Here is a 24703-nt window from a genome sequence, read left to right on the forward strand (position 1 = left end):
AGCTTATATACTCCATTCTTTTAAATAGTTATGGTAAGCCTTAAGTGGGTCTTTAGCTTGCGTTATTCCGCGCCCAACTACAATCGCATCACTACCTAGTTCTCTTGCCTTATTAGGCGTAACTACTCTCGCCTGATCGTTTGCAGCATCACTTTTAAGACGTATACCCGGCGTAACCGTTTCAAAGGAAGGGCCACAATGTTCCTTAATTAAGGGAACTTCCAATGCAGAACATACAACCCCATCAAGCTCAGCTAACTGGGCTTGATGACATAAATGCAACACATGCTTATCCAAAGGTAGATCCACAGCCATTTCGTGCTTCAAAATGTTATCGGTCGTACTCGTCAGTTGAGTTACTGCAATTATATTAGCAACTGATTTTCCAGGAGGAGTACCCCTTTCCAGCCCTCTTTTTGCAGCTCGCATCATGGCTAGTCCACCCATCGCATGGACATTTACCATATCCACTTCTAATCTTGCCAGTTGCTTCATTGCTCTTTCCACCGTTGTTGGAATATCGTGAAGTTTCAAGTCAAGAAATATCGTATGCCCTTGAGCCTTCAGCTCGGAAATGAGCGATGGACCAAGGCGGTAAAATAATTCCATCCCTACTTTCACGGCAATTTTTTCTTCGGTAAAATAGGATAAAAATCTATCTACTTCTTGTTTTGAATCCATGTCTAAAGCTATGAAGAGATACTTTTGTTTAATGATTTCCATCCCCTTCCAATGATCGAAGTTATATCTTCTATGTCTAACTCTTTCATTCTTTTTTCTAAATCATCGATTAATGTCGGACAAGCAAACGGATCTACGAAGTTAGCTGTTCCTACTGCAACCGCTGAAGCGCCGGCCATCATGAACTCTAATATATCATCTGCAGTGTGAATGCCGCCCATCCCTATGATTGGAATCTCTACTGCCTGACTGACTTCATATACCATTCGGATTGCAACAGGTTTTATCGCAGGACCAGAAAGTCCTCCTGTTTTGTTAGCTATGACTGGCTGTCCTGTTTTCAGATCTATCTTCATCCCTACTAACGTGTTGATCATACATAATCCGTCAGCGCCTGCCGCTTCAACCGCTTTTGCCATTTCCACAATATTTGTGACATTTGGTGATAACTTTACATAAACAGGTACCTTTGAAACAGCTTTTACTGCTTTCGTTAATTCTGCCGCCATCACGGAGTCGGTACCAAATAAAAGGCCACCCTCTTTTACATTTGGACAGGAAATGTTGAGTTCAATTGCAGCTACATTTCCAATTTTTGAAATACTTTCAGCAACATGCACATAATCTTCTATCTCGTTGCCCGCAACATTTACAAGTATAGGTGTATCAAATTTCTCTAACCACGGGAGTTCATGTTTCGTAACGTGCTCCAATCCAGGATTCTGCAAACCTATGGCATTAAGCATCCCGCCATCCACTTCGGCGACCCGTGGTGTAGGATTACCGCTTCGTTCATGGGCAGTAACTGCTTTTACAGCGATAGCTCCTAATTTATTTAAATCATAAAATCTGGCAAACTCCTGACCGAATCCGAAGCATCCTGATGCAGGCATCACCGGATTTTTCATTTTTAATCCAGGTAAGTTCACGTGTAATTTTGTCATATAACCACCTCACCAGCTTCGAATACAGGACCATCACAGCATATTTTACGGTACTTCTTCTCACCCTCTGCAGGTTCATTTACATCACATACACAGGCAAGGCATGCACCAATTCCACAACCCATTCGTTCCTCAAGTGACACATACCCAGTAGAGGTAGCCGCCAGTTGAACGGCACGTAACATTGGCGTTGGACCACAGGTGTAAAAAACATCATAACTGTTTTTCTGTTCTTCCATCGCAGTTGTAACAAATCCTTTTGTTCCCCTTGAACCATCTTCGGTAGTGATCGTTACATCACTAAGTTTTGCAAATTTCTTTTCAAGAAAGATGTCTTTTTCAGTGCGGAATCCAATGATTGTTTTGACCTTAATCCCTTTAGCTACTAGTAATTTCGCTAAATAATAGAGAGGAGGAATTCCTACCCCTCCTCCTACGAGAAGGGCAGTATTTCCTTGAATTAATTGATCGATGGGGAAGCCTTGTCCTAATGGTCCCAAAATATCAACTTTCTCTCCCGGGATTCTCTCCGATAAACGCTTGGTCCCTTTTCCTTCTACTCGGTAAATAATGCTCAATTTTTTTTGGTCGATATCCACGTTGCATATACTGATTGGCCGTCGCAGTAAAGGATCAATGCCATCAGCAACTTTCACATGAAGGAACTGTCCAGGTGTCACCATTTCATTGACAGAGTTGCCCGTCAACGTCATTTCAAAGATTTTAGGTGCCAACTCCTCCTGCTTTACAATTTCCAGCTTATCTACAATCATACAAGCACTTCCTTTGAGTGTGCTCTTGTTTGACCCATTGCCTCCGCAGAAAATGTAAATAACTCCATCACTTTAAGTAATGCTTCAGCAGTATCCATTGATGTCATACAAACAATTCCATGTTCTACAGCCTCTCGACGAATACGGAAACCATCTCGTGCCGGCTGCTTTCCTTTTGTTAGAGTGTTGATGATAAATTGTGCTTTACCTTCTTTGATAACGTCTAACATATCTGGTGACTCCCCACCGAGTTTCGACACAACCGTAACTGGGATACCATCTTCTCTAATACGTTCAGCCGTACCTTCAGTAGCTAATAAGTTATAACCGATTTGATGGAAACGATGTGCAAGTTCCATGGCATCTTCTTTATCCTTGTCCGCTAAGGTAAACAAGACCGAACCATAGGATGGGATCTTCATGCCTGACGCAATTAATCCTTTGTAGAGAGCTTTCTCTAATGAGTAGTCTCGACCCATGACTTCCCCAGTAGATTTCATTTCCGGTCCTAGCGTAATATCTACACTTCTTAGTTTCGCAAATGAAAAGACAGGGACCTTGACAGAAACAAGTTTTGGCTCCGGAAGACATCCGGTTTCAAATCCTTGCTCCTTTAACGATTGACCAAGAATTGCTTTTGTCGCGATATTTGCCATGTTTACTTCTGTTATCTTACTCAAAAACGGTACTGTTCTGCTCGACCTTGGATTTACTTCAATTACGTAAACTTCATCTTGATGAATAACAAATTGAATATTCATCAATCCTTTTATTTGAAAGCCTTTTGCCAATCTAATTGTATAATCAATAATTTGTTTCTTTAGTTTATCTGAAATGTTTTGAGTTGGATAGACTGCAATACTGTCTCCGGAATGGACACCTGCTCGTTCAATATGCTCCATTACCCCGGGAATCAGGACTGTTTCGCCGTCAGAAATCGCATCTACCTCAATTTCTTTACCGGTCAAATACCGGTCAATTAATACTGGATGCTTTTCATTCACCTTTACAGCCCGCTCCATGTAGCGAAGAAGGTCATGTTCGTTATAAACGATTTCCATCGCACGACCGCCCAATACATAAGATGGTCTCACTAATACCGGAAAACCGATTCTTTTTGCAATAACCAAAGCACCATCTACAGACGTTGCTGTCTTCCCAAGAGGTTGCGGGATATCCAAGGTAAGTAATTTTTGCTCGAATTTATCACGATCCTCGGCAGCATCCATGTTTTCCAAGGAAGTTCCTAAGATCTTTACACCTCTTGCTTGTAAATCATCTGCCAAATTCAATGCTGTCTGTCCGCCGAATTGCACGATGACTCCTTCAGGTTTTTCATGATTAACTACATGCATAACATCTTCCACAGTTAAAGGTTCAAAATAAAGCTTATCGGAGATTTCAAAATCAGTAGATACAGTCTCCGGATTGTTATTAATAATAATTGCTTCGTATCCTGACTCTTGGATCGCTTTTACGGTATGGACCGTTGCATAGTCAAATTCGATTCCTTGGCCGATTCTAATCGGTCCCGATCCTAACACTAGGATAGACGGAGTTGACGTGATGATTGATTCCTGTTCGTCTTCGTACGTACCATAGTAATAAGGAGTTTCTGAAGCAAACTCGGCTGCGCACGTATCGACCATCTTGAAAACTGGAGTAATTTCTTTTTCAACAAGAAACTTTTCAACTTCTGCAATCGTCGTTTCACATAAGTCAGCCACTGTTTCATTTGAAAAACCTAGTCTTTTCGCTTTATAAACGACATCTTCCTCTAGACCACTTGTTTGTAAAGCTGTTTCGTGCTCAATAATTTTTGCAATATGAAACAAAAAGTAGAAATCTATTTTCGTTAATTCGTGAATTTCTTCCATTGTTAAGCCAATACGGAACGCTTCTGCGACGTAAAGAATTCGTTCGTCATCTGCTTTGTGTATTCGCAGCTCAATCTCTTCACGGGTTAATGTATCTCTTTTTCGATGATACAGGTGTGTTAAATCCACTTCTGTCGAGCGAATCGCCTTTAATAACGATTCAGGAAAAGTTCTTCCGATCGCCATGACTTCCCCCGTAGCTTTCATCTGTGTTCCGAGGGTACGATTAGCCGAATCAAATTTGTCGAAAGGCCATCGTGGAATTTTCGTAACAATATAATCCAATGCCGGCTCAAAACTTGCATACGTTGTTTTCGTAATCGGATTAATACATTCGTCCAGCTGATATCCTACAGCAATTTTTGCTGATAATTTTGCAATTGGATATCCTGTTGCTTTAGAAGCTAATGCCGAAGAACGACTGACTCTTGGATTTACCTCGATAATATAATACTGTTCACTGTATGGATCCATTGCACACTGAACGTTACATCCGCCTTCGATTCCTAAGGCTCTGATAATTTTTAACGAGGAATTTCTTAGAATTTGGTACTCCCGGTCTGTTAACGTCTGACTAGGCGCAACTACGATTGAATCACCTGTGTGAATGCCTACAGGATCGACATTTTCCATGTTACATACAACAATCGCCTGGTCTTTTTTATCGCGCATGACTTCATATTCAACTTCCTTGTAACCGGCAATACTTCTTTCAATTAAACATTGGTGAACCGGGCTGCTATGCAGTCCACTTGCGACAATTTCAACTAGATCGTCATGATCATACACAAGCCCTCCGCCTGTGCCACCTAGAGTGTAAGCTGGACGTACGATGATAGGATAACCAATGCGGTTTACGAAAGCTTCCGCTTCTTCTATAGAATGAATAATATCGCTGTCGGGAACTGGTTCATTTATTTGGTTCATGAGTGTTCGGAATTCTTCTCGGTCTTCCGCTTTTTTAATCGCTTCTAAGCTAGTTCCTAAAAGCTCAACCTTATACTCTTCCAAAATGCCGCTCTCCGATAATTCCACCGCTAAATTCAATCCTGTTTGTCCACCAAGAGTTGCGAGTACCCCATCAGGTCGTTCTTGTCGAATAATTCTACTAACAAACTCTTTCGTTAACGGTTCAATGTACACACGGTCTGCTGTTGTTTCATCTGTCATAATTGTTGCTGGATTCGAGTTAATTAGTATGACTTCATAGCCTTCTTCCATCAATGTCTGGCAAGCTTGTGTTCCAGCATAATCAAACTCAGCAGCCTGACCAATTACTATTGGACCAGATCCTATTACGAGAATCTTATGAATGTCTTGTCGTTTAGGCATGTGTCTTCCCCCTTAATTCCTCTTGATTCGTTTCAACAAGTTGTTTGAACTCCTTGAATAAACCTTTTGCATCTTCCGGTCCTGGTGAAGCCTCCGGGTGGTATTGAACACTAAAAACCGGTAATTCCTTATGACGAACTCCTTCAACAGAAGAATCGTTCACGTTAATATGAGTAATTTCCAAGTCAGTATTTTGTAAAGATTCTTCGTTGACAGTATATCCATGATTTTGTGAGGTCATCGCTATGTGACCTGTTCGGAGATCTTTCACCGGATGGTTGCTGCCACGATGGCCAAAATTCATTTTAGTCGTTACTGCTCCACAAGCTAAGGCGATCAATTGATGACCTAGACAGATTCCAAACATCGGAATCTTCCCTATTAAGCCTTTCACTGTTTCAATCGCTTCTGGGACATCTGTCGGGTTTCCTGGGCCATTACTTAGAACAATCCCGTCAGGTTGTAATGCCAATACCTCTTTGGTTGTCATGGAATAAGGCACAACGAGAACTTCGTATCCTTCTGAAACAAGGTCTTTTACGATTCCTTTTTTTACACCATAATCAATCAAGACAATTCTCTCTTTAGGTCCTGGATTCATATAACGACTTTTCGTGGAAACACGAGATACCTGATCTGTCGCTAAATGCATATCCTTTAACTCAGCCACAACTTGCTCGACATCTGCATCCATCGAACAAAGACGACCTTTTAATGTACCTGAATTCCGAATCATGCGAGTCAGTTTTCTCGTATCGATACCTTGAACTCCCGGGATATCTTCATTCATTAACCAGTCATTTATCGAGAGCTGAGATCGAAAGTGACTAGGATACTCTGTTGCTTCTCTAACAATTAGACCATTAATACTCGGTTTCACACTTTCAAAATCATTGCGATTTATGCCATAGTTTCCGATCAGTGGATAAGTCATCGTTACAATTTGTCCACAATACGAAGGGTCAGAAAGAATTTCCTGATAACCAGTCATTCCTGTATTAAATACAACTTCTCCATTTTTTTCTTGCTCACTTCCAATTGCTTCTCCTACAAATGTTTCGCCGTTTTCAAGAATAAGTTGTCGTTTCATTGAGAGGCCTCCTCTTTCTTATCTTGCCATGCTATTTTCCCTTGATAGACGGTAAGTACCGGCCAGGATTGAAGTTCTTCTTCTGCAAATGGTGTGTTCTTGCCTTTGGACAAAAATTGAGCAGTGTCGACTTTCATCGTTTTATTTTGATCAATCAAGGTAAAGTCTGCTGCTCCACCTTCTACTAGTTCTCCATAAGGTAAGTTGAACGCTCTTGCAGGTTTGATTGTTAGCCATTCAATAAGTTGTTGTTCAGTGAAAACACCTGGTTTAACGAGCTTTGTATATAATAACGGATAAGCAATCTCTAGCCCGACTATACCAAAAGGTGCTTCTGTCATAGAAAGCTTTTTTTCATCTTCTGTATGCGGTGCATGATCTGTTGCGATAAAGTCCAAAGTGCCATCTAGCAGACCATCAATGAGTGCAATTCGATCGTCTTCTCCTCGTAAAGGAGGATTCATTTTATAATTGCCCTCATCCCCAGGGATATCTTTCTCAGAAAGAATAAGGTGATGCGGCGTTACTTCCGCAGTTACGGAAATACCAGCCCTTTTAGCATCGCGAATGACTCGCACGGACTCTTTTGTACTGACATGACACACATGATAATGGGCACCTGTAGCTTCTGCTAATAAAACATCTCTGGCAATGTGTACAGATTCACATGCAGAGAGTATTCCGGGAATTTCTGATTGTTTGGAAAAGTTACCTTCGTGAACAACTCCTCCAAAAAGAAGCGAATTATCTTCGCAATGGGCAACCACGGGCTTGTTCAACTTTGCGGCCAACTTCATTGCCTCATACATTTTACCCGCCTCTTGTACTCCGACCCCATCGTCAGTAAAAGCAAATGCCCCTAAATTTGCTAGTGCTTCCATATCTGTAATATCCTTGCCAAGTTGGCGCTCCGTGATCGAAGCATATGGTAAAACTCGAACACTGCCTTTTTCTATCATGTTGTTATTAATCTGCGAAAAGTGTTCTGGAGAATCAGGTACTGGTCGAGTGTTTGGCATAGCAGCAATCGTAGTGAAACCACCTCTTGCCGCTGCTAATGTTCCGGTTTCAACTGTTTCTTTTTTCTCTCCTCCTGGTTCACGAAGATGAACATGTAAATCTACCATTCCTGGCACAAGTAAAAGATTCTTCACGTCAATCACTTTGTCAGCCTCTGCCTCATCGATAGCTTCCTTAGACAATGTTAAAATAGTTCCGTTTGAGTCATCTACTAATAGATGAATGTCCTCTAATTTAGCTTCTTTTTCTGCATATCTGCGGGCATTTTTATATAACACGATCATAAAATTTCTCTCCTTTCAAATTTAACACATGAGCCAATACTGCTTTTCTGACACTTACACCATTCTTCATTTGTTTAAAGATGCGGGATCTTTCGCATTCTACCAATTCATCAGCGAGTTCTACACCTCTATTAAAAGGAGCGGGATGTAGTAAAATAGCTTCTTTTTTCATTTTCTTTTCTCTCTCTACTGTGAGTCCATACTGATTATGATATGTTTCTTGTGTATACCCTCCGTTGCCATCATGTCTTTCTGTTTGAATTCTTAGCAGCATCAGTACATCTGCTTGCTCCACAGCTTCATCCATCGTTAAATATTGATCTTCTTTTAATTGAGGATCCATCCATTCTAGTGGGCCGGAGTATGAAACCTTCGCACCAAGTTTTTCTAAGATCTTGGCATTTGTATGAGCGACACGACTGTGCCTAATATCTCCGCATATAACGACGTGCAAGGAATCAAATCGTTGGAATTCCTGTCTAATCGTCAGTAAGTCGAGAAGAGACTGTGTTGGATGATCTCCAGCTCCGTCACCTGCATTGATAACGGGAATATTCAAACCTTTTAATTGATCGTAGTATCGTAATTCCGGATGGCGAATGATCAACGCTTTACAACCAATTGCTTCTAATGTTTTGGCTGTGTCATAAAGCGTTTCTCCTTTTTGCACACTCGAGTGCGTAGCATCAAATGCAATCGTTTCTATACCAAGCTGTTTTTCAGCCATCTCAAAACTGCATTTAGTTCTCGTGCTAGGTTCAAAAAAGAGATTTGCAACAATTATTTGTTCCATGTGCATTGGTTTAGAGGAATATGTCTGCCGGTCTGCTTCCTTCAACAAATATTCCAACTCAGGCATCGATAAATCATTCAAGGTTCTCAACTGTCTCATGCAACCATCTCCTTAAATTTTTTAAGAAAAACGCATAGCGTATTTATTAAATACAGCGTGATCTTTCGCCACAATCACTTAAGCCCCCTTGATGCGTGTGGCTTAAAGATAGCTGTCAGTTTATACTATCTTAACTTTTAAAAAAACGCCCTTGTATACTCAAGGGCGCTCATAAAGAAGGAAAATCTCCTCTCTTTATTCACCCTTCTAAACCTCACTGGGTCTTTTTAAAGGATGTAACTATGAAATTTCACTGTCCTTTTTTTCAGAACTCATTTCTTCAAACATTTCCCTGCTTGATTTCACAGGATCTTTACCAGGTAAAATAAAATTTAATACTATTCCAATAATCGTTGCCAAAGCCATTCCAGCTAGCTGCACATCATCCGTTATTTGTATAAATGCTCCGCCTATTCCAATGACCAAAATGACGGAAGAGATAATTAAATTACGTTTTTTACCAATGTCTACATTATTATCAATCAGCATTCTTAAACCATTGGAAGCAATAATACCGAACAATAGTATAGAAACACCACCCATTACTGCGGTAGGAATTGAAGTGATAAGTGCAGACACTTTACCTATGAAACCAAATGCTATTGCAAATACTGCCGCACCACTTATTACAAATACACTAAACACTTTTGTTAATGCTACGACACCAATATTTTCGCCGTATGTCGTATTTGGCGGTCCACCGAGAAGGGAGCTAATGATCGTAGCAATTCCGTCTCCAAAAATAGAACGGTGTAAACCGGGCTTTTCAATAAAATTTCGCTCTGCTACTTTACTTAATACCATTTGGTCACCGATGTGTTCGGATAATGTCACGACTGCTATCGGAACCATGATAAAAATGATTTCCCATGAAAAACCAGGAGTATATGTTACAAACGGGATAATAAAATCAGGAACTTGTATCCAACTCGCTTCTTTTACTGGAGTAAAATTAACTAGTCCTTGGTACATGGCAAAAATATATCCACCAACAATTCCGAATAATATAGGTATAAGGCCGAAGAATCCTTTGAAAAAGATCGATGCAATGATTGTTAATAAAAGCGTAAAAAGAGATACTGTCATATGAATCCCACTATACGTTTCAGAAACTGGATCGATCATCGCCATATTGATAGCAACACTTGCCAACCCTAATCCGATGACCATGATAACTGGTCCAACTACGATTGGCGGTAAAAGTCTCATAAGCCAATTAACTCCCGTTGCACGAATGATAATTGCTACTATTCCGTATAATAATCCCGCAAAGAAACTTCCTACCATAACACCTTCTGGTCCACCGATCGACATGCCTGCGATGATTGGTGCTATAAAGGCAAAGGAGGATCCTAAATATGCAGGAATACGACCTTTCGTAATAAGAATATAAGCTAATGTACCGAGTCCACTTGAAACGAGTGCAACTGCCGGACTTAATTCTGTTAACATCGGCACTAATATAGTAGCTCCAAACATAGCGAATAAATGCTGAATACTTAAAATAATCCATTTATCTAATCGGGGTTTTTCTCGAATACCTACTGTTTGCTGCTGTTTTGTTCTCATCTGTATATCCTCCTATGTTTTAACAATAACTGTTTTATTGCAACAAAAAACCTCTTTGTTGGACAAAGAGGTATTTCGTCACTTTATGAATGAATGCAGTTCACCTGCATTTCAGTGCCATAAAGGAGGAATATACCCCTTGTCAGCCTCTCCGGACTGGTTTAAAGGGAGGTTTTATGTGTGATAATAATTTCTTCGATACCATCTACTTCATGTAATTTTGCTTCCACTACTTCTGAGTTAGAAGTTGGTACGTTTTTTCCAACAAAGTCTGGTCGTATCGGTAATTCTCTGTGACCTCGATCAATTAGGACAGCCAGTTGAATATGAGCTGGTCTTCCTAAATCAATCAAAGCATCTAGAGCCGCTCTAGCAGTTCTTCCTGTATAAAGAACGTCATCGACAAGAATGACTTTTTTATTCGTAATTTCTATATCAATCGAAGTTCCTTTTATCTCAGGCTGCTCATCTTTTGTTCTATGTGACAAATCATCCCGATAGAGAGTTATATCTATTTCACCTATATCGACTTTCTTACCTTCAATTTCCTCGATACGATTGGCCAACCGCTGAGCAATATATACACCTCTTGTTTTAATGCCAACAAGGATACAGTCTTCGATTCCTTTATTACGTTCAATAATTTCATGTGCGATTCTCGTTAATGCTCGACGAATGGCTTGCTCATCTAATATCGTCTTAGACATTCTTTTCAGCCTCTTTTCTGTAATAAAACTGCATAGCGAGATTTCTTAAGAAAAACGGCATAGCCGTCTTTTATTAATACAGCGGATCTTGCCACCATCACTTAAGTGTCAAGGGTGGTTTTCCCTTGGCTCGCGTGGCGTAAAGATAGATGTCAACTTAAAAACTCTTACCTGTTAAAAATAAAACCCCTCACGCCGATCACAGCGAGAGGGGTTGGTTACATGATTGTTTCAGAAATTCCTCCTGAAAATCCAGGTAGGTTTTCTCAAATTCATTTCCCTTCTCAGCCTCACGGGACTGTAATTAAAGGATTAAGTTTTTAATCTATCATCATTATTCCATGCCAGCTCTTCTCTGTCAATGGCTATTTTTCGCTACAATTAGACATTCTTTCAAGTCTTCAGGTATAGGTGCATGAAACATAAGTTCTTCCTCTGTTCTCGGATGTACAAATCCGAGCATTTCTGCATGAAGTGCTTGTCCAACAATTGGAAAATCATGTTTTTTACGTGGACCGTATTTAGGATCCGACACAATCGGAAAACCGATGTATTTCATATGAGCTCTTATTTGATGAGTACGTCCTGTTTCTAATTCACACGCTATATGTGTGTATTTTTCGAATCTCTCAAGCACTTGAAAATGTGTGACAGCATCCCTGCCATGATGTTCTGTTACCGTCATTTTCTGTCGGTCATCTGGATCTCTTCCAATTGGCGCATCAATTGACCCTTTGTCATGAGGGATGACACCGGACACAATCGCAATGTATCTGCGCTTTGTCGTTTTAGCTTTTAATTGATTAACGAGTGACTCATGAGCCAAATCATTTTTTGCAACCATCAGAAGTCCAGACGTGTCCTTGTCTATACGATGGACTATCCCTGGGCGCAAGACACCATTAATCCCTGATAAATCGTTGCAATGTGCCAACAAACCGTTAACAAGCGTCCCAGAAGGATGGCCTGGTGCTGGGTGAACAACCATTCCCCGAGGTTTATTCACAACTAGCACGTCACTATCTTCATAAACGATATCAAGATTTAATTCTTCAGGTTCTGCTTCTAGTTCTTTTACAGGAGGCTCATCAATGATTACATGATCATCCTGTTTAATTTTATAGTTACTCTTCGTTATTTCTCCGTTTACCTTCACAAATCCATCTTGTATCCATTGTTGTACCAGACTTCGAGACCAATCAGAGGCTTGTTCAGCGAGCCACTTATCTATTCGAACACCTTGCTCTTCAGATTTAAATTCATGTATTTTCATTTTATGACTTCCCTTGTGTTTTTTCTTCTCTAATGACATGTATCATAAGCATAATAACTCCAACCACTAATGCGGAATCAGCTACGTTAAAAATAGGAAAATTATATGAAAAAATATAGGTATCAATAAAGTCAACTACTGCACCGAACAATACCCGATCAATAAAATTCCCTATTGCGCCTCCTAGAACGAGCCCGAGAGAAAGGCCGAACCAAGGCTGATCTTTACCATATAACCTTATATAATAAATGACAACACCTATAACAATCAATGTAGCAAGGAAAAACAGCCACATTTGCCCTTGTAATATCCCAAACGCTGCTCCTGAGTTTCGGTGGGACGTTAAGTATAGTACGTTCTCAATGAGTGGAATACTTTCTCTAATTTCCATATGTTGTACAACCAACCATTTTGTAAGTTGATCAAATAAAATCACAACGAGTGCTATTACATAATAAATCAACGCCATGTCTCCCCTCGCTACTGCTTTAATGTACCCTTATGCATTTTAGCATAGCAACGAGAAACAGACAATTAAGAAAAACAGCATATCCGTTTTTTGTTAAATAAACCTTTGCATTTATGCCACACTTGATAACACTAATAAGCAAAAAATAATTTAGAAAAGGTTATGTCAAAGACTGATAAATCCTAGGGGACATTTCAAGAATATACTCTCAGTCCAAACTCTATCAGACGAAGCTGCAAAGTTGCCCTTAGAAAACGTTCGTTTGCAGCGACTTCGATTCCTTTTTTGGATTTTCCAACAAAATCTTTATTGGTTTTATCGTTACCAGGGTAAGCGGGTTCCATTCCAGCAAATTTAAAAAACTTCGTCTCTTTCTTCCGTTATTGTCACGGAAGGTTGTTTGAGCATTGACCGAGGAAAGCGTCCGCCCGCCTAGAGCGGGTTCGAACCCTTCTGTTCGAATGGAAACAACAGTCTCTAATAACTAAGAAATTTATAAATTAATTTAAAAAACTAGTCTACCGGCTGATGGACCGTTAGACTAGTTTTTTAGTTATCCTTCGTAATGATTTACAATTGTGTCTGTGCAGTCAGGACAAAGATTAGGATGATTTACATTCGTTCCTAATTCCTTTGTGACCATCCAACACCGTTCACATGTTTCACCTTCAGCCTGCAGGATTTCAATAGCAATTGCTTCATATTTTTTCGCTCCTGCCGGTGCATCTGAAATACTTCCAGCAACTGTTGCCTCAGAGCTTATGAATAGCTTATTAAGATTTCCAATGGATGAAAGAAGCTCAAAGTCTTCGCCATCTGCATAAACAACTACATGAGCACTTAAACTTTTCTTAATTCCTTTTTCATTTCGAGCTTCTTCCAATGCTTTCAATACATCGTCTCGCAGATCCATAAAACGATCCCATTTTTCTTTCAATTTAGCTACACCGTCGTAATTCTTTACTTCAGGCATATCTGTCAGTTGAACACTTTCTTCTTCTACACCAGGAATATGCTTCCACACCTCTTCTGTCGTATGGGAAAGGATTGGTGATAATAACTTAACGAGAGTAGTCAACGTCTCATGCATCACCGTTTGTATCCTTCTGCGGTCAAGATGATCGGCATGTTGAATGTACAACGTATCTTTTGAAATATCCATGTAAAAAGAACTTAACTCGACCGTACAGAAATTATGAACTTTGTTATAAACATGGGCAAACTGATACTCATCGTAACCAGTTTTAACATCCTTTACAAGATCGTCTAACTTGATTAACATATATTGATCCAACTCAGATAAGTCATTGTAAGCAACTGTATTTGATTTCGGATCAAAATCATTTAGATTTCCGAGTAAAAAGCGGAAAGTGTTTCTGATTTTACGATACACTTCAGCAACTTGCTTTAGGATATCATCCGATACTCTTACGTCTGCCTGATAGTCCACTGAAGAAACCCAAAGTCTTAAAATATCAGCACCTAGCTGTTTCATTATCTTATTAGGGATAATGACGTTTCCAAGTGACTTACTCATCTTTTTGCCTTTGCCGTCTAACGTAAATCCATGACTAATCACTTGTTTGTATGGTGATTTACCCGTCACAGCTACCGCAGTAGATAGCGAAGAGTTAAACCAACCGCGATATTGGTCAGAACCTTCTAAATAAACATCCGCCGGGCGAACTAAGTCATCACGTTCTTCAAGCACTGCTTGGTGTGACGATCCTGAGTCAAACCATACATCCATAATGTCCATTTCTTTTGTAAACACACCATTCGGGCTATGTTCAGACTCAAATTTATCTGGAAGGAGATCGGTTGTTTCCCATTCGAACCAAATGTTAGATCCATGCTCCCTAAATAATTCGGATACATGAGTAATCGTCTCATCATTAATGATAGGTTCCCCATCTTCTCCGTAAAAGATTGGAATCGGAACGCCCCAAGCACGTTGTCTGGAGATACACCAATCACCACGATCTCGTACCATATTATATAATCTAGTTTCTCCCCATTTAGGCAGCCATGTTACTTCTTCTATTTCTTTTAGCAAGTCTTCGCGGAAATCTTTAATAGAAGCAAACCACTGTGGTGTAGCTCTGAAAATCACCGGCTTCTTTGTACGCCAATCATGAGGATAGGAGTGAGTCATAAACGTAAGTTTCAGCAACGCACCTACTTCATCCAATTTCTCTGTAATTGATTTATTCGCCTCATCATAGAATAAGCCTTCAAACATTGGTGCTTCTTCTGTAAATACACCTTTGTCGTTTACAGGACATAAAACATCTAATCCGTATTGCTGACCAATAATATAATCATCTTCCCCGTGACCCGGGGCTGTATGAACACAACCTGTACCTGCATCTAAAGTAACGTGATCCCCGAGAATAACTTGTGATTCCCGATCATAAAATGGGTGTTTTGCTTTCGTATGCTCAAGATCAGCACCTTTGTAAGTAGCGGTGATTTCATAGTTTTCCCATTCAAATTCTTTCACAAGTGATTCAAGTAACCCTTCAGCAACAATATATTTATTATTATTAACGTTAACCACTACATAGTTCAATTCATGATGTAAAGCAATTGCTAAATTTGCAGGAATCGTCCAAGGAGTTGTTGTCCAGATGACATATTTCTCATCTCCTTGGAGAACTCCACGTCCATCGGTTACATCAAATGCGACATAGATTGATGGAGAGCGTTTATCATGGTATTCAATTTCTGCTTCTGCTAGAGCTGACTCAGAGGAAGGCGACCAGTAAACAGGTTTTTTCCCCTTATAAATGTAGCCCTTTTTAGCCATTTCACCAAACACTTTAATTTGTTGTGCTTCATACTCATGCGTGAGAGTTACATATGGATTGTCCCAGTCACCTCTTACTCCTAGACGTTTAAATTGTTCTCGTTGATTATCAACTTGGACTAAGGCATATTCTTCGCACTTTTTGCGGAATTCAGCAACTGTCATTTTTTTACGATCAACTTTGCCTTTTTTAGTTAGCGCTGTTTCGATTGGCAGACCATGTGTATCCCAGCCCGGGACATAAGGTGCTTGAAATCCATTCATAGACTTGTATCTCACGATAAAATCTTTAAGAATTTTATTTAATGCATGGCCCATGTGAATATCACCATTTGCATATGGGGGTCCATCATGCAGCACAAACATTGGTCTTCCCTCTGTTCGTTGTTGAACCTTATCGTAAATTCTCATGCTTTCCCAATCCGCTTGCATCTCGGGTTCTTTATTAGGAAGATTCCCTCTCATCGGAAACTCCGTTTTCGGCATTAATAATGTTTGTTTATATTCCATACTTTCTTCCTCCTTTAACTTCCTCTTACATTAATAATTTATTAAAGGCTTTGTAATAGCCAAAAAAAACAAAAAATCCCCCTCATCCACATTGGGACGAGAAGGAAAACCCGCGGTACCACCCATATAAGTGCTGACTTTTATTTGACCAATAGCACTCAACTTAAGCATGAAATATCGCTCATGACACGGTACAGTTTACTTGAGAGATAAGTAGGTTTCTCTCGTTCAGTGCACAGCTCTAGGGTGATTTTCAAAATAGTTGGGGCACCGGTCTCTCACCATCACCGGTTCGCTAAACTGCCTCAAATCTATTCTTACTTTCCCTATCGTCGCTTATCATTTATTATTACCAATCATTGAACTATATAACAAGAAAACGGAAAAATTCAAAAAAGTGAATGCTCACATAACCTTGGTAAATTCCATCCCAAGCATCTATTTATAAAAAAAGCGTCATTCTCCAATATAAATTGGTTATTAAAGTATATGATAATTTCTTTTTATACGTCAAGTAGGTTAAAAGTTTTCGTAGGACTCTTCTTCTTGTTGTTCTTTACTCGTTTGACTTAAGTCATCCCAGTCTTCTGTATTAAGCATCTCTAACTGAGCTTCAAGAAGCATTCTGAACCTCGTACGGTAAACAGAAGCTTGTTTTTTTAACTCTTCCACTTCTAAAGCAACTTTCCGGGACTTGGACAGCGCTTCATTCACTATACGGTCAGCATTCTTCTCAGATTCCTTAATGATCAATTTCGCTTCTTTTTCTGCTGATCTTTTGACACCTTCTGCCGTTTCTTGTGCGACTAGAATAGACTTATTCAACGTTGTCTCAATGTTTGAAAAGTGAGTAAGCTTATCATCAAGTTCAGAAACCCGATCTAATAACTCTTTCTTTTCACGAATGACGGATTCATAATCTTTAATAATTTGATCTAAAAACTCATTTACTTCGTCCTCATCATACCCTCTAAAACCTCGGGTAAATTCCTTATTATGAATATCTAAGGGAGTTAATGGCATAACCTAGAGCACCTCCGAATAATTGTTTATTACAATACTTATGTACATGTTTCGACATAACCTGAAAAAATTCCTTTTTTACTTAGGAAATCCCAAGATAATTCGATGTTTTCCCTTTTTAGTTTCTCCCTCTAATTCCAGAATCTCGCATCTCCCAAAACCTCTTACTGAAAGAACATCCCCTTTATGTATAGTATAAGAGGGGTTATCAACTATTTTCCAATTAACTTTAATTTTCTCACCAGTAATCGCCACTTTCACTTTTGCCCGAGGAAGACGAAAAGCTTCTGAAACGACAGTGTCAACTCTCATTGATGACACAGTAACAAACTGTTCATCGGTTTCTTTGACACCTTCTATAAGAGACTCACGATTAACTTTCTCCAGCCTAACTTTTGCTTTTCCAATCGATTCTAGGTTTACAAGGACATAATCAGCAACCTCATCCGCAAGAACAACCTGATACCGTTCTTCTGTTGAAATGATGTCACCAAATTTTTCACGTTTTATACCAATACTCATTAACGAGCCAAGAATATGGGGATGCTCTATCGTCACGAATTTACTTGGGTAAGTAATTTCATATGTTGAAACACTATAATCCGATTCTTCAGGAGTATAGTAATCAGGGTACAAAATGGCCCGCATTCTTTCAGGGGCTGAATGGCCGCCCCAAAACGACACTCGCACTTCATCACTCTTACCGATAAGAGTAGAAAGGATATGTTGTTGTCTTGGATCCAGAAAATCCGTTACCTTAAACCGATATTCATTTGCAACCATTTCTTTCCAATCAAGTACTTGATCAACAAATGCATATTCTTCTTTTCTGTAATGTTCATAAATAGACACCTGTTCACCAACCATCTCATTCGTTATAAAAACATATTAAATAAGTATCTTAATCCATCCATTGCAAAACGTAGTGCAAATAAGGCAACTAATGGTGATAGATCAATCATGCCAAGTGGCGGAATGATTTGCCTGAATGGAGCAAAAAGAGGTTCTACCAATTTTCCAATGGCTTGACCAAATGATGATTCTCTTGCATTTGGAATCCAAGACATAAAAATATAAATAATACAGATAAACCAATAAATTTCAACTGCTTGAATGATTAAACTTGCTATTAATTCCATTTTCATTCACTCTCCTACATACTATGATCCTTGGATCATATCAGATATCGAACCAGTTACGTTAACATTATCAGGAGTACAAAGAAAAATCTCACTACCGAGTTTCTGTATATCTCCTCCTATAGCATAAACTGTACCGCTGAGAAAATCTACAATTCTCTTTGCTTGATCTCTAGGTATTCGCTGTAAATTTATAACAACTGCTTTTCTATTCTTTAATTGATCAGCTATTTCCTGCACCTCATCGTAACTATGAGGCTCGATAAGCATCACCTTTGCTTGATTTTGGACACTACTCAAACTCACTACATTTCGTTTATCTTTTCTGGTTTCTTTTTCAGGAGTTGAAAACTTTTCATCCTCTTCGGAATTTGCAACTTCCACTTCCATCTCCGATTCATTATAGTCATCTTCTAATTCAAAAAAACGCTTAAACTTTCTTTTCATACTCATATTATTTAACACCTCGCCTCTTTGAATGGCTATTTTTCTTTTCCAACTAATGAGGTACCAATTCGAATGTAAGTTGCTCCTTCTTCAATAGCAACTTCATAATCGTTTGACATCCCCATTGATAATTCATGACAAGGAGCATGAATATATTCTTTTTGCTCAATTTGCTCTTTTAACTCACGTAATTGTTTAAAAGCTGGTCGCACTGTTTCTACGTCTTCTGTATATGGTGCCATCGTCATTAGACCAACGATTTGAACCGATGTATACTGCTTTACGTCCTCGATGAAAGCTGGAAGTTCAGCTGGAGTTAGACCAGACTTTGACTCTTCACCAGTAACATTTACCTGAACGAAGCATCTTACAGTCTGTCCCTCTTCTGCACGCTTGTCTAATTCTTTTGCTAACGAAAGACGGTCCAAAGAATGAATGAAATGAAAAGCAGGAATTATATTTTTCGCTTTTCTGGATTGCAAGTTCCCTATAAAGTGCCAATTGACATCCCCATCAATCACTTGCCATTTCTCCATTCCTTCTTCTACTCGGTTTTCACCTAAATGTAAAATGCCGGCAGAGACTGCTTCTTGTGCTCTTTCAGTAGAGACATATTTAGTAACTGCAACGAGATTTACTGTATCTGGATTTCTGTTGGACCGAGCACATGCTGCACGAATAGTATCTTGAATGATTGTTAAATTTTCAGTGACTGACATGACTGTCGACAAACCCCTCTCATTTCTAATAAATAACTCTAATTTTCTTTAAATAAGACGAGTGACCCTAGTAGCATCTTGGTTGTTATAAGATGCTACTGAAACAGGTACTCTTCTTTATCCGGATCAAGGTGATTTTCATAAGTCCATACTGTTATCATAAAGAATTTTTTACATTCAAGCAATGATTTCATGAAAGGAGCGTCGAAATACTAGGAATTATCGATAATATCCATGTTGTTTATTCTAATTTCGCCTGGAATTCCCCTTCTAGACGCACTAATATGACATCTGAACCTATTTTCACAATGTTTTTCCAGGGCACCATGAATTCTTCATCTTTTTGAAACATATTCCTTATTTTACTCCCACCTATAAAAATAGAATTAATTCTGCCTTGCTCCAAATCAATATCAATATCGGTTAAGTGCCCTAACAACTTACCATCGGATAAATTTACAATATCTTTTGACTGTAATTCAGACATATTTAACATAATATCTTCTCCTTCTTTAAAGTCCTATATTCAATCTTCTATATCTTATGCTTGTAACAAAGCTCATATATCAATTTAAAGAAAACAGCTAGTATAATAGCTTATGTATATAGCTTAAGTGCTTACATTAAATCACTTGTAGATATAATTGATTGTGCTGTGAATGTTTTTAATTCTACCGAGTAATGGAACACCTTAGGACTATGATCCAAATAAATCTGCACATAAAAAAATAACCTGCTTTCGCAGGTTATTCACGGGCGTGCTTATTCATTTGTGTGATGGCTGCTTTTTCCAACCGTGAAACTTGAGCTTGAGATATCCCTATCTCATCCGCTACTTCCATTTGAGTTTTCCCTTGAAAAAATCGCATATCAAGTATTACCTTTTCCCGCTCATTTAACTTAATCATTGCTTCTTTCAGAGCGATTTCTTCAATCCAATTTACATCTTTTTGCTTATCATCACTGATTTGATCCATTACAAAAATTGGATCGCCACCATCATTATAGATAGGCTCAAAAAGGGAAACAGGATCCTGAATGGCATCTAATGCAAACACTACTTCTTCTTTCGGTACACCTAATACTTTTGCAATTTCTTGGACTGTTGGTTCTCTTTCGCGTTTCTTCTCACTCATTAAATTATCACGAACCTGAAGAGCTTTGTATGCAATATCCCTGAGTGATCTAGATACACGAATTGGGTTATTATCTCTTAAGTATCTTCTAATTTCTCCAATTATCATCGGAACTGCATACGTTGAAAATTTAACATTTTGTCCTAAATCAAAGTTGTCGATGGACTTCATTAACCCAATACATCCTACTTGAAATAAATCATCGACGTATTCACCTCGATTATTAAATCTTTGGATCACACTTAATACGAGTCGAAGATTGCCATTAACTAATTCTTCTCTCGCATCTGGATCACCTTCCTGCATCGCCTTAAATAAAATTCTCATTTCCTTATTCTTCAGCACAGTTAACTTCGATGTATCTACTCCACAAATTTCTACTTTATGTCGTGTCAATGCTTTCCCTCCCAACAGGAGATAAGGTACAAAATCAGTATGTCCTTGAGAGGGAAAATTATGCAGACATCAAATCAAAACGAAGCATAAATAATAACACTATTTATATAAGATGAAAGATAGATTAAACCATTTTATTAAATTCTTTCCGAAGCCTTTTAATAATTCTTTTTTCTAAACGAGAAATATAAGATTGTGAAATTCCCAGCATATCCGCTACGTCTTTCTGCGTTTTTTCTTCTTCTCCCGCTAATCCGAAACGTAACTCCATAATTTGTTTTTCTCGATCATTCAGACTCAGTAATGCTTTAACAAGAAGTCTTCGGTCTACTTTTTCTTCCATACCTTTTGTAATAATATCATCTTCTGTTCCAAGAACATCCGATAACAACAATTCATTTCCGTCCCAGTCTATATTCAAGGGTTCATCAAACGAAACTTCAGATCTTAATTTATTATTTCTTCTCAAATACATCAGAATTTCATTTTCTATACACCTAGATGCATATGTCGCCAATTTAATTTTCTTTTCTGGATTAAATGTATTCACTGCTTTTATCAAACCAATGGTTCCGATGCTAATTAAATCTTCAATATTTATTCCGGTATTTTCAAATTTCCGAGCAATATAAACTACTAAACGAAGGTTTCTTTCAATAAGCATTGATCGCACAGACTCTTCTCCATTCGGTAATTTTTTTAATAAATATGCCTCTTCATCCTTAGACAAGGGGGGAGGAAGTGCTTCACTTCCTCCTATGTAGAATATCTCATCCGATTTTAGGTTTAATTTTTTTCGTAGCTTAAACCACCACAACTTAAGCGGCATCATATATCTTTTCATTATCGCTCCTCCTCGGTTTAATAGGCTGATTCCTAAAAAATATTGCTTTTCAAAAGCATATAATGGTATTCGAATATGCTGCTGATGGACGCATTCTGTGAGCAACACCGTTAGCCTCCTCGGACAGAAAACGTTCAGCCTAGTCTTCTCCAGATGCTTTTTTCCACTAGAGTCGACAGCCTTACTTCTACAAAGCTCTTTTTCTAAAAACAGCCGGTTTATATCTCTTTATATTTCTTTTCTATGCTGAATCATCGCAGGATGAAGGAGACAATCATAATCTCCGTTTTCTCCTAAGGAACGATAACTAAGCCCTAACAGTGTTCGAGGACAAGAATATGCTATCCCCTGCTCTTCTACCGTCACTTCGTCTGGTTTTATCGTCCAGAGAAACTCGAGCTCACTCCCTACTGTTCGAAAAGGGACAATGGAAACATTCCATGACAACTGGTCAAATGACTGAGTAATGTTGTCAGGTTTTTGTTTTGTTAAGTTAACAATATCTTCTGGGAATTGATTCTTAACTTTTGTCATATCTATAATCATTACTGGTTTTTTGGAAAAGGGATCAGTTAGTCGATTCCCACTGTCGACAAATCCTGTAAGCTCTAACGCTATCCCTGCAACTTTAACATTCACTTTCATAATTTCAGAGAACCGTATTTTCACCTCCTCAACAACTTCAAACCGCTTCTTCGTATAAAAATATAAAACTGGAAAACCAACTACAATGAACCCCCAACTAACAGGGCTACCAAATGCAAAACCATTGGTGGCAAAAGTACCCTGTAAAAATGAATGGTCTAAATTAAAATAATAATGTATACCTATTAACCCACCACCTATCGCAAAATTAACAAAGTAGAACATGAGGAGTGCCTGAAAGAAACTTCTAATTTGCTCGAAAGAAAATGTGATTAAAATAATAAGTACCGAATAAAGTGCTTTGTTAACCGGATGAACCATAAATGCTGCTTCGGGTATAAACATGAAAAATACAAAACATGAAGCAAATAAGGCCCCAAAAATAAACCTTTTTTTAGATGTCTTTTTCTTCATAACAACTGATGTCAATATGAGTAACATCAGATCAATTAAAAAATTTAATAGCCATATCAAATCCAAATAGAGATTCATTATCTCCACCGTCCAACCTCGAATTTAAGGATAAGTATAGCCCACAAAAAGAACTAAGTCTGTCACTTCTTGCTATGAAAACCCTACTTATTTTGAGAGGTTTTCGAATTTTGTGTCACAAGAAATTTTGTGAACTATACGAATCATACAAAGTATAAAAATTCAGAGTAGTTTTACCCTGTCATGCAAAAAAAGAAGATTTATGAAGGAAAGTATCCTCAATAATTCTTCTTCTTAATTTGAAGGTTGTTTATAATAGTATTCAAGTCCGCTCAAGGCGGTCGCCTCCGATTCTTCTAACTCTTTTACGTAACCCGAAGTTGTATAAATACATCCTATTAAGCTAATAAAAGCGCTGCATATTTTGTCACATCTGGTAAAGTTTTCTACATATTTATAAAACCGACATTAACTAAAAAAAGCCAGTTCCAAAAGGTTTGAGCTTTTGGAACTGGCTTTTTGATATTATATTATCTGTTTCGACGATTTCTTAAAAATGTTGGAATATCTAATGTATCCAATTCTTCTTCTGACTGTTGTGGTTGATTAGAAGTTGGCTTGGGTTTTTCTTGTGTGGATGCAGTTTCAGTTCTAGTCTGCGAGCTTGGCTGACTAGATCTTTGCTGACCTAAAGAAGCACGACTGGACGGTGCCCTTTCCTTTGGTTGTTGCTGCTGCTCCATTTCAAATCCTGTTGCAATAACGGTCACAACGATTTCATCTTTTAAATTCTCATTTATTACAGAACCAAAAATCATGTTTACTTCGCTGTCAGACGCTGAAGATACGATTTCTGCTGCCTCATGAACTTCAAAAAGACTAAGATTGCTTCCGCCTGTAATATTCATCAGCACACCTTGTGCTCCATCTACGCTTGTTTCCAATAATGGGGAAGAAATTGCTTTCTTAGCAGCTTCAGCTGCACGGTTTTCACCAGTAGCAACACCTATTCCCATTAATGCTGATCCTTTTTCACTCATGATTGTTTTCACATCAGCAAAATCCAGGTTAATAAGACCAGGAACTGCAATTAAATCAGAAATACCTTGGACACCTTGACGCAATACATTATCAGCCTCTCTGAACGCTTCAAGCATAGGAGTGTTTTTATCAACAATCTCCAATAAGCGATCATTAGGAATGACAATAAGTGTATCCACTTTTTCCTTTAAAGCTGCAATTCCATTCGCAGCTTGCGACATTCTTTTTCGTCCTTCAAAAGTAAAAGGACGCGTAACAACACCAACCGTTAAAGCTCCTGCTTCTTTTGCAATTTCTGCAATGACTGGCGCTGCTCCTGTTCCAGTTCCTCCACCCATTCCAGCGGTGATGAATACCATATCTGCGCCCGATAGTTGTTCTTCTAATTGATCACGACTTTCTTCTGCAGCTTTTTTTCCAATGTCAGGATTAGCACCAGCACCTAATCCCCTAGTGAGTTTACCACCTAACTGTAATTTATGATCTGCTTTAGAAAGATGTAATGCTTGAGCATCTGTATTCACAGCAATAAAATCAACACCTTGAAGACCATTTTCGATCATTCGGTTTACTGCGTTACTTCCGCCGCCACCTACACCTATAACTTTTATTGTTGCTAATTGTTCCATATCTTGTTCAAATTCTAACATT

The 24703-nt window shown here is 38.7% G+C and carries 22 protein-coding genes and 1 other annotated feature; all 22 genes read right to left on the reverse strand.

Going from position 1 to position 24703, the window contains the following annotated elements; all coding sequences use genetic code 11:
- Positions 1–3 precede the first annotated feature (3 nt).
- Positions 4–723 carry an orotidine-5'-phosphate decarboxylase gene (gene pyrF, locus CEF18_RS25900; RefSeq protein ID WP_120689012.1) on the reverse strand — a complete coding sequence of 240 codons (720 nt, stop codon included), beginning with the start codon at positions 721–723 and terminating at the stop codon, positions 4–6.
- On the reverse strand, positions 690–1625 hold the full coding sequence (locus CEF18_RS10490; protein WP_110936425.1) for a dihydroorotate dehydrogenase: 936 nt from the start codon (positions 1623–1625) through the stop codon (positions 690–692). Before CEF18_RS10490 ends, pyrF begins: the two co-directional genes overlap by 34 nt.
- Entirely contained in the window at positions 1622–2398 is a 777-nt protein-coding gene (locus CEF18_RS10495; RefSeq protein ID WP_110936426.1) for a dihydroorotate dehydrogenase electron transfer subunit, read from the reverse strand. Before CEF18_RS10495 ends, CEF18_RS10490 begins: the two co-directional genes overlap by 4 nt.
- Positions 2395–5607 carry a carbamoyl-phosphate synthase large subunit gene (gene carB / locus CEF18_RS10500; RefSeq protein ID WP_110936427.1) on the reverse strand — a complete coding sequence of 1071 codons (3213 nt, stop codon included), beginning with the start codon at positions 5605–5607 and terminating at the stop codon, positions 2395–2397. The genes CEF18_RS10495 and carB overlap by 4 nt, the downstream gene beginning before the upstream one ends.
- Entirely contained in the window at positions 5600–6697 is a 1098-nt protein-coding gene (gene carA, locus CEF18_RS10505) for a glutamine-hydrolyzing carbamoyl-phosphate synthase small subunit (RefSeq protein WP_110936428.1), read from the reverse strand. The genes carB and carA overlap by 8 nt, the downstream gene beginning before the upstream one ends.
- Positions 6694–8001 carry a dihydroorotase gene (locus tag CEF18_RS10510; protein ID WP_110936429.1) on the reverse strand — a complete coding sequence of 436 codons (1308 nt, stop codon included), beginning with the start codon at positions 7999–8001 and terminating at the stop codon, positions 6694–6696. The genes carA and CEF18_RS10510 overlap by 4 nt, the downstream gene beginning before the upstream one ends.
- A complete protein-coding gene (locus tag CEF18_RS10515) occupies positions 7985–8893 on the reverse strand; it encodes an aspartate carbamoyltransferase catalytic subunit (protein WP_110936430.1) in 909 nt (302 codons plus the stop codon). The genes CEF18_RS10510 and CEF18_RS10515 overlap by 17 nt, the downstream gene beginning before the upstream one ends.
- Positions 8894–9133: 240 nt before the next feature.
- Complete coding sequence (locus tag CEF18_RS10520) at positions 9134–10462, reverse strand: solute carrier family 23 protein (protein WP_110936431.1); 1329 nt, start codon at positions 10460–10462, stop codon at positions 9134–9136.
- 161 nt (positions 10463–10623) lie between these two features.
- Positions 10624–11178, reverse strand: a complete 555-nt coding sequence (gene pyrR / locus CEF18_RS10525; protein ID WP_259457891.1) for a bifunctional pyr operon transcriptional regulator/uracil phosphoribosyltransferase PyrR — start codon at positions 11176–11178, stop codon at positions 10624–10626.
- Positions 11179–11527: 349 nt separating this feature from the next.
- Positions 11528–12442, reverse strand: a complete 915-nt coding sequence (locus tag CEF18_RS10530) for an RluA family pseudouridine synthase (protein ID WP_110936433.1) — start codon at positions 12440–12442, stop codon at positions 11528–11530.
- Between the two features lies 1 nt (position 12443).
- Positions 12444–12905: a signal peptidase II gene (lspA, locus tag CEF18_RS10535; protein WP_110936434.1), complete on the reverse strand. Its 462-nt coding sequence runs from the start codon at positions 12903–12905 to the stop codon at positions 12444–12446.
- 559 nt (positions 12906–13464) lie between these two features.
- Entirely contained in the window at positions 13465–16230 is a 2766-nt protein-coding gene (gene ileS, locus CEF18_RS10540) for an isoleucine--tRNA ligase (RefSeq protein WP_110936435.1), read from the reverse strand.
- 89 nt (positions 16231–16319) lie between these two features.
- Positions 16320–16572, reverse strand: a binding site (T-box leader).
- A gap of 177 nt (positions 16573–16749) precedes the next feature.
- Positions 16750–17253: a DivIVA domain-containing protein gene (locus CEF18_RS10545; RefSeq protein WP_110936436.1), complete on the reverse strand. Its 504-nt coding sequence runs from the start codon at positions 17251–17253 to the stop codon at positions 16750–16752.
- A gap of 78 nt (positions 17254–17331) precedes the next feature.
- Complete coding sequence (locus CEF18_RS10550; RefSeq protein ID WP_110936437.1) at positions 17332–18105, reverse strand: YlmH family RNA-binding protein; 774 nt, start codon at positions 18103–18105, stop codon at positions 17332–17334.
- Between the two features lie 23 nt (positions 18106–18128).
- Positions 18129–18392, reverse strand: coding sequence for a YggT family protein (locus tag CEF18_RS10555; protein WP_110936438.1), 264 nt, complete (start codon positions 18390–18392; stop codon positions 18129–18131).
- A 21-nt stretch (positions 18393–18413) separates the two neighbouring features.
- Entirely contained in the window at positions 18414–18845 is a 432-nt protein-coding gene (locus CEF18_RS10560; RefSeq protein WP_110936439.1) for a cell division protein SepF, read from the reverse strand.
- 29 nt (positions 18846–18874) lie between these two features.
- Positions 18875–19558 (reverse strand): YggS family pyridoxal phosphate-dependent enzyme, encoded by a 684-nt coding sequence (locus CEF18_RS10565; RefSeq protein WP_110936440.1) that lies wholly within the window; start codon positions 19556–19558, stop codon positions 18875–18877.
- Positions 19559–19799: 241 nt separating this feature from the next.
- Positions 19800–20054 (reverse strand): YlmC/YmxH family sporulation protein, encoded by a 255-nt coding sequence (locus tag CEF18_RS10570; protein ID WP_110936441.1) that lies wholly within the window; start codon positions 20052–20054, stop codon positions 19800–19802.
- 250 nt (positions 20055–20304) lie between these two features.
- The gene (gene sigG / locus CEF18_RS10575) at positions 20305–21090 is read right to left on the reverse strand and encodes an RNA polymerase sporulation sigma factor SigG (RefSeq protein WP_110936442.1); all 786 of its coding nucleotides are present in this window, start codon (positions 21088–21090) and stop codon (positions 20305–20307) included.
- A 124-nt stretch (positions 21091–21214) separates the two neighbouring features.
- Positions 21215–21934 carry an RNA polymerase sporulation sigma factor SigE gene (gene sigE, locus CEF18_RS10580; RefSeq protein ID WP_183040904.1) on the reverse strand — a complete coding sequence of 240 codons (720 nt, stop codon included), beginning with the start codon at positions 21932–21934 and terminating at the stop codon, positions 21215–21217.
- A 228-nt stretch (positions 21935–22162) separates the two neighbouring features.
- Positions 22163–23071 (reverse strand): sigma-E processing peptidase SpoIIGA, encoded by a 909-nt coding sequence (gene spoIIGA, locus CEF18_RS10585; RefSeq protein ID WP_110936443.1) that lies wholly within the window; start codon positions 23069–23071, stop codon positions 22163–22165.
- A 470-nt stretch (positions 23072–23541) separates the two neighbouring features.
- A complete protein-coding gene (ftsZ, locus tag CEF18_RS10590; RefSeq protein WP_110936444.1) occupies positions 23542–24702 on the reverse strand; it encodes a cell division protein FtsZ in 1161 nt (386 codons plus the stop codon).
- Position 24703 lies beyond the last annotated feature (1 nt).

The sequence above is a fragment of the Salipaludibacillus neizhouensis genome (genome assembly GCF_002886185.1).
Taxonomy (GTDB): domain Bacteria; phylum Bacillota; class Bacilli; order Bacillales; family Salisediminibacteriaceae; genus Salipaludibacillus; species Salipaludibacillus neizhouensis.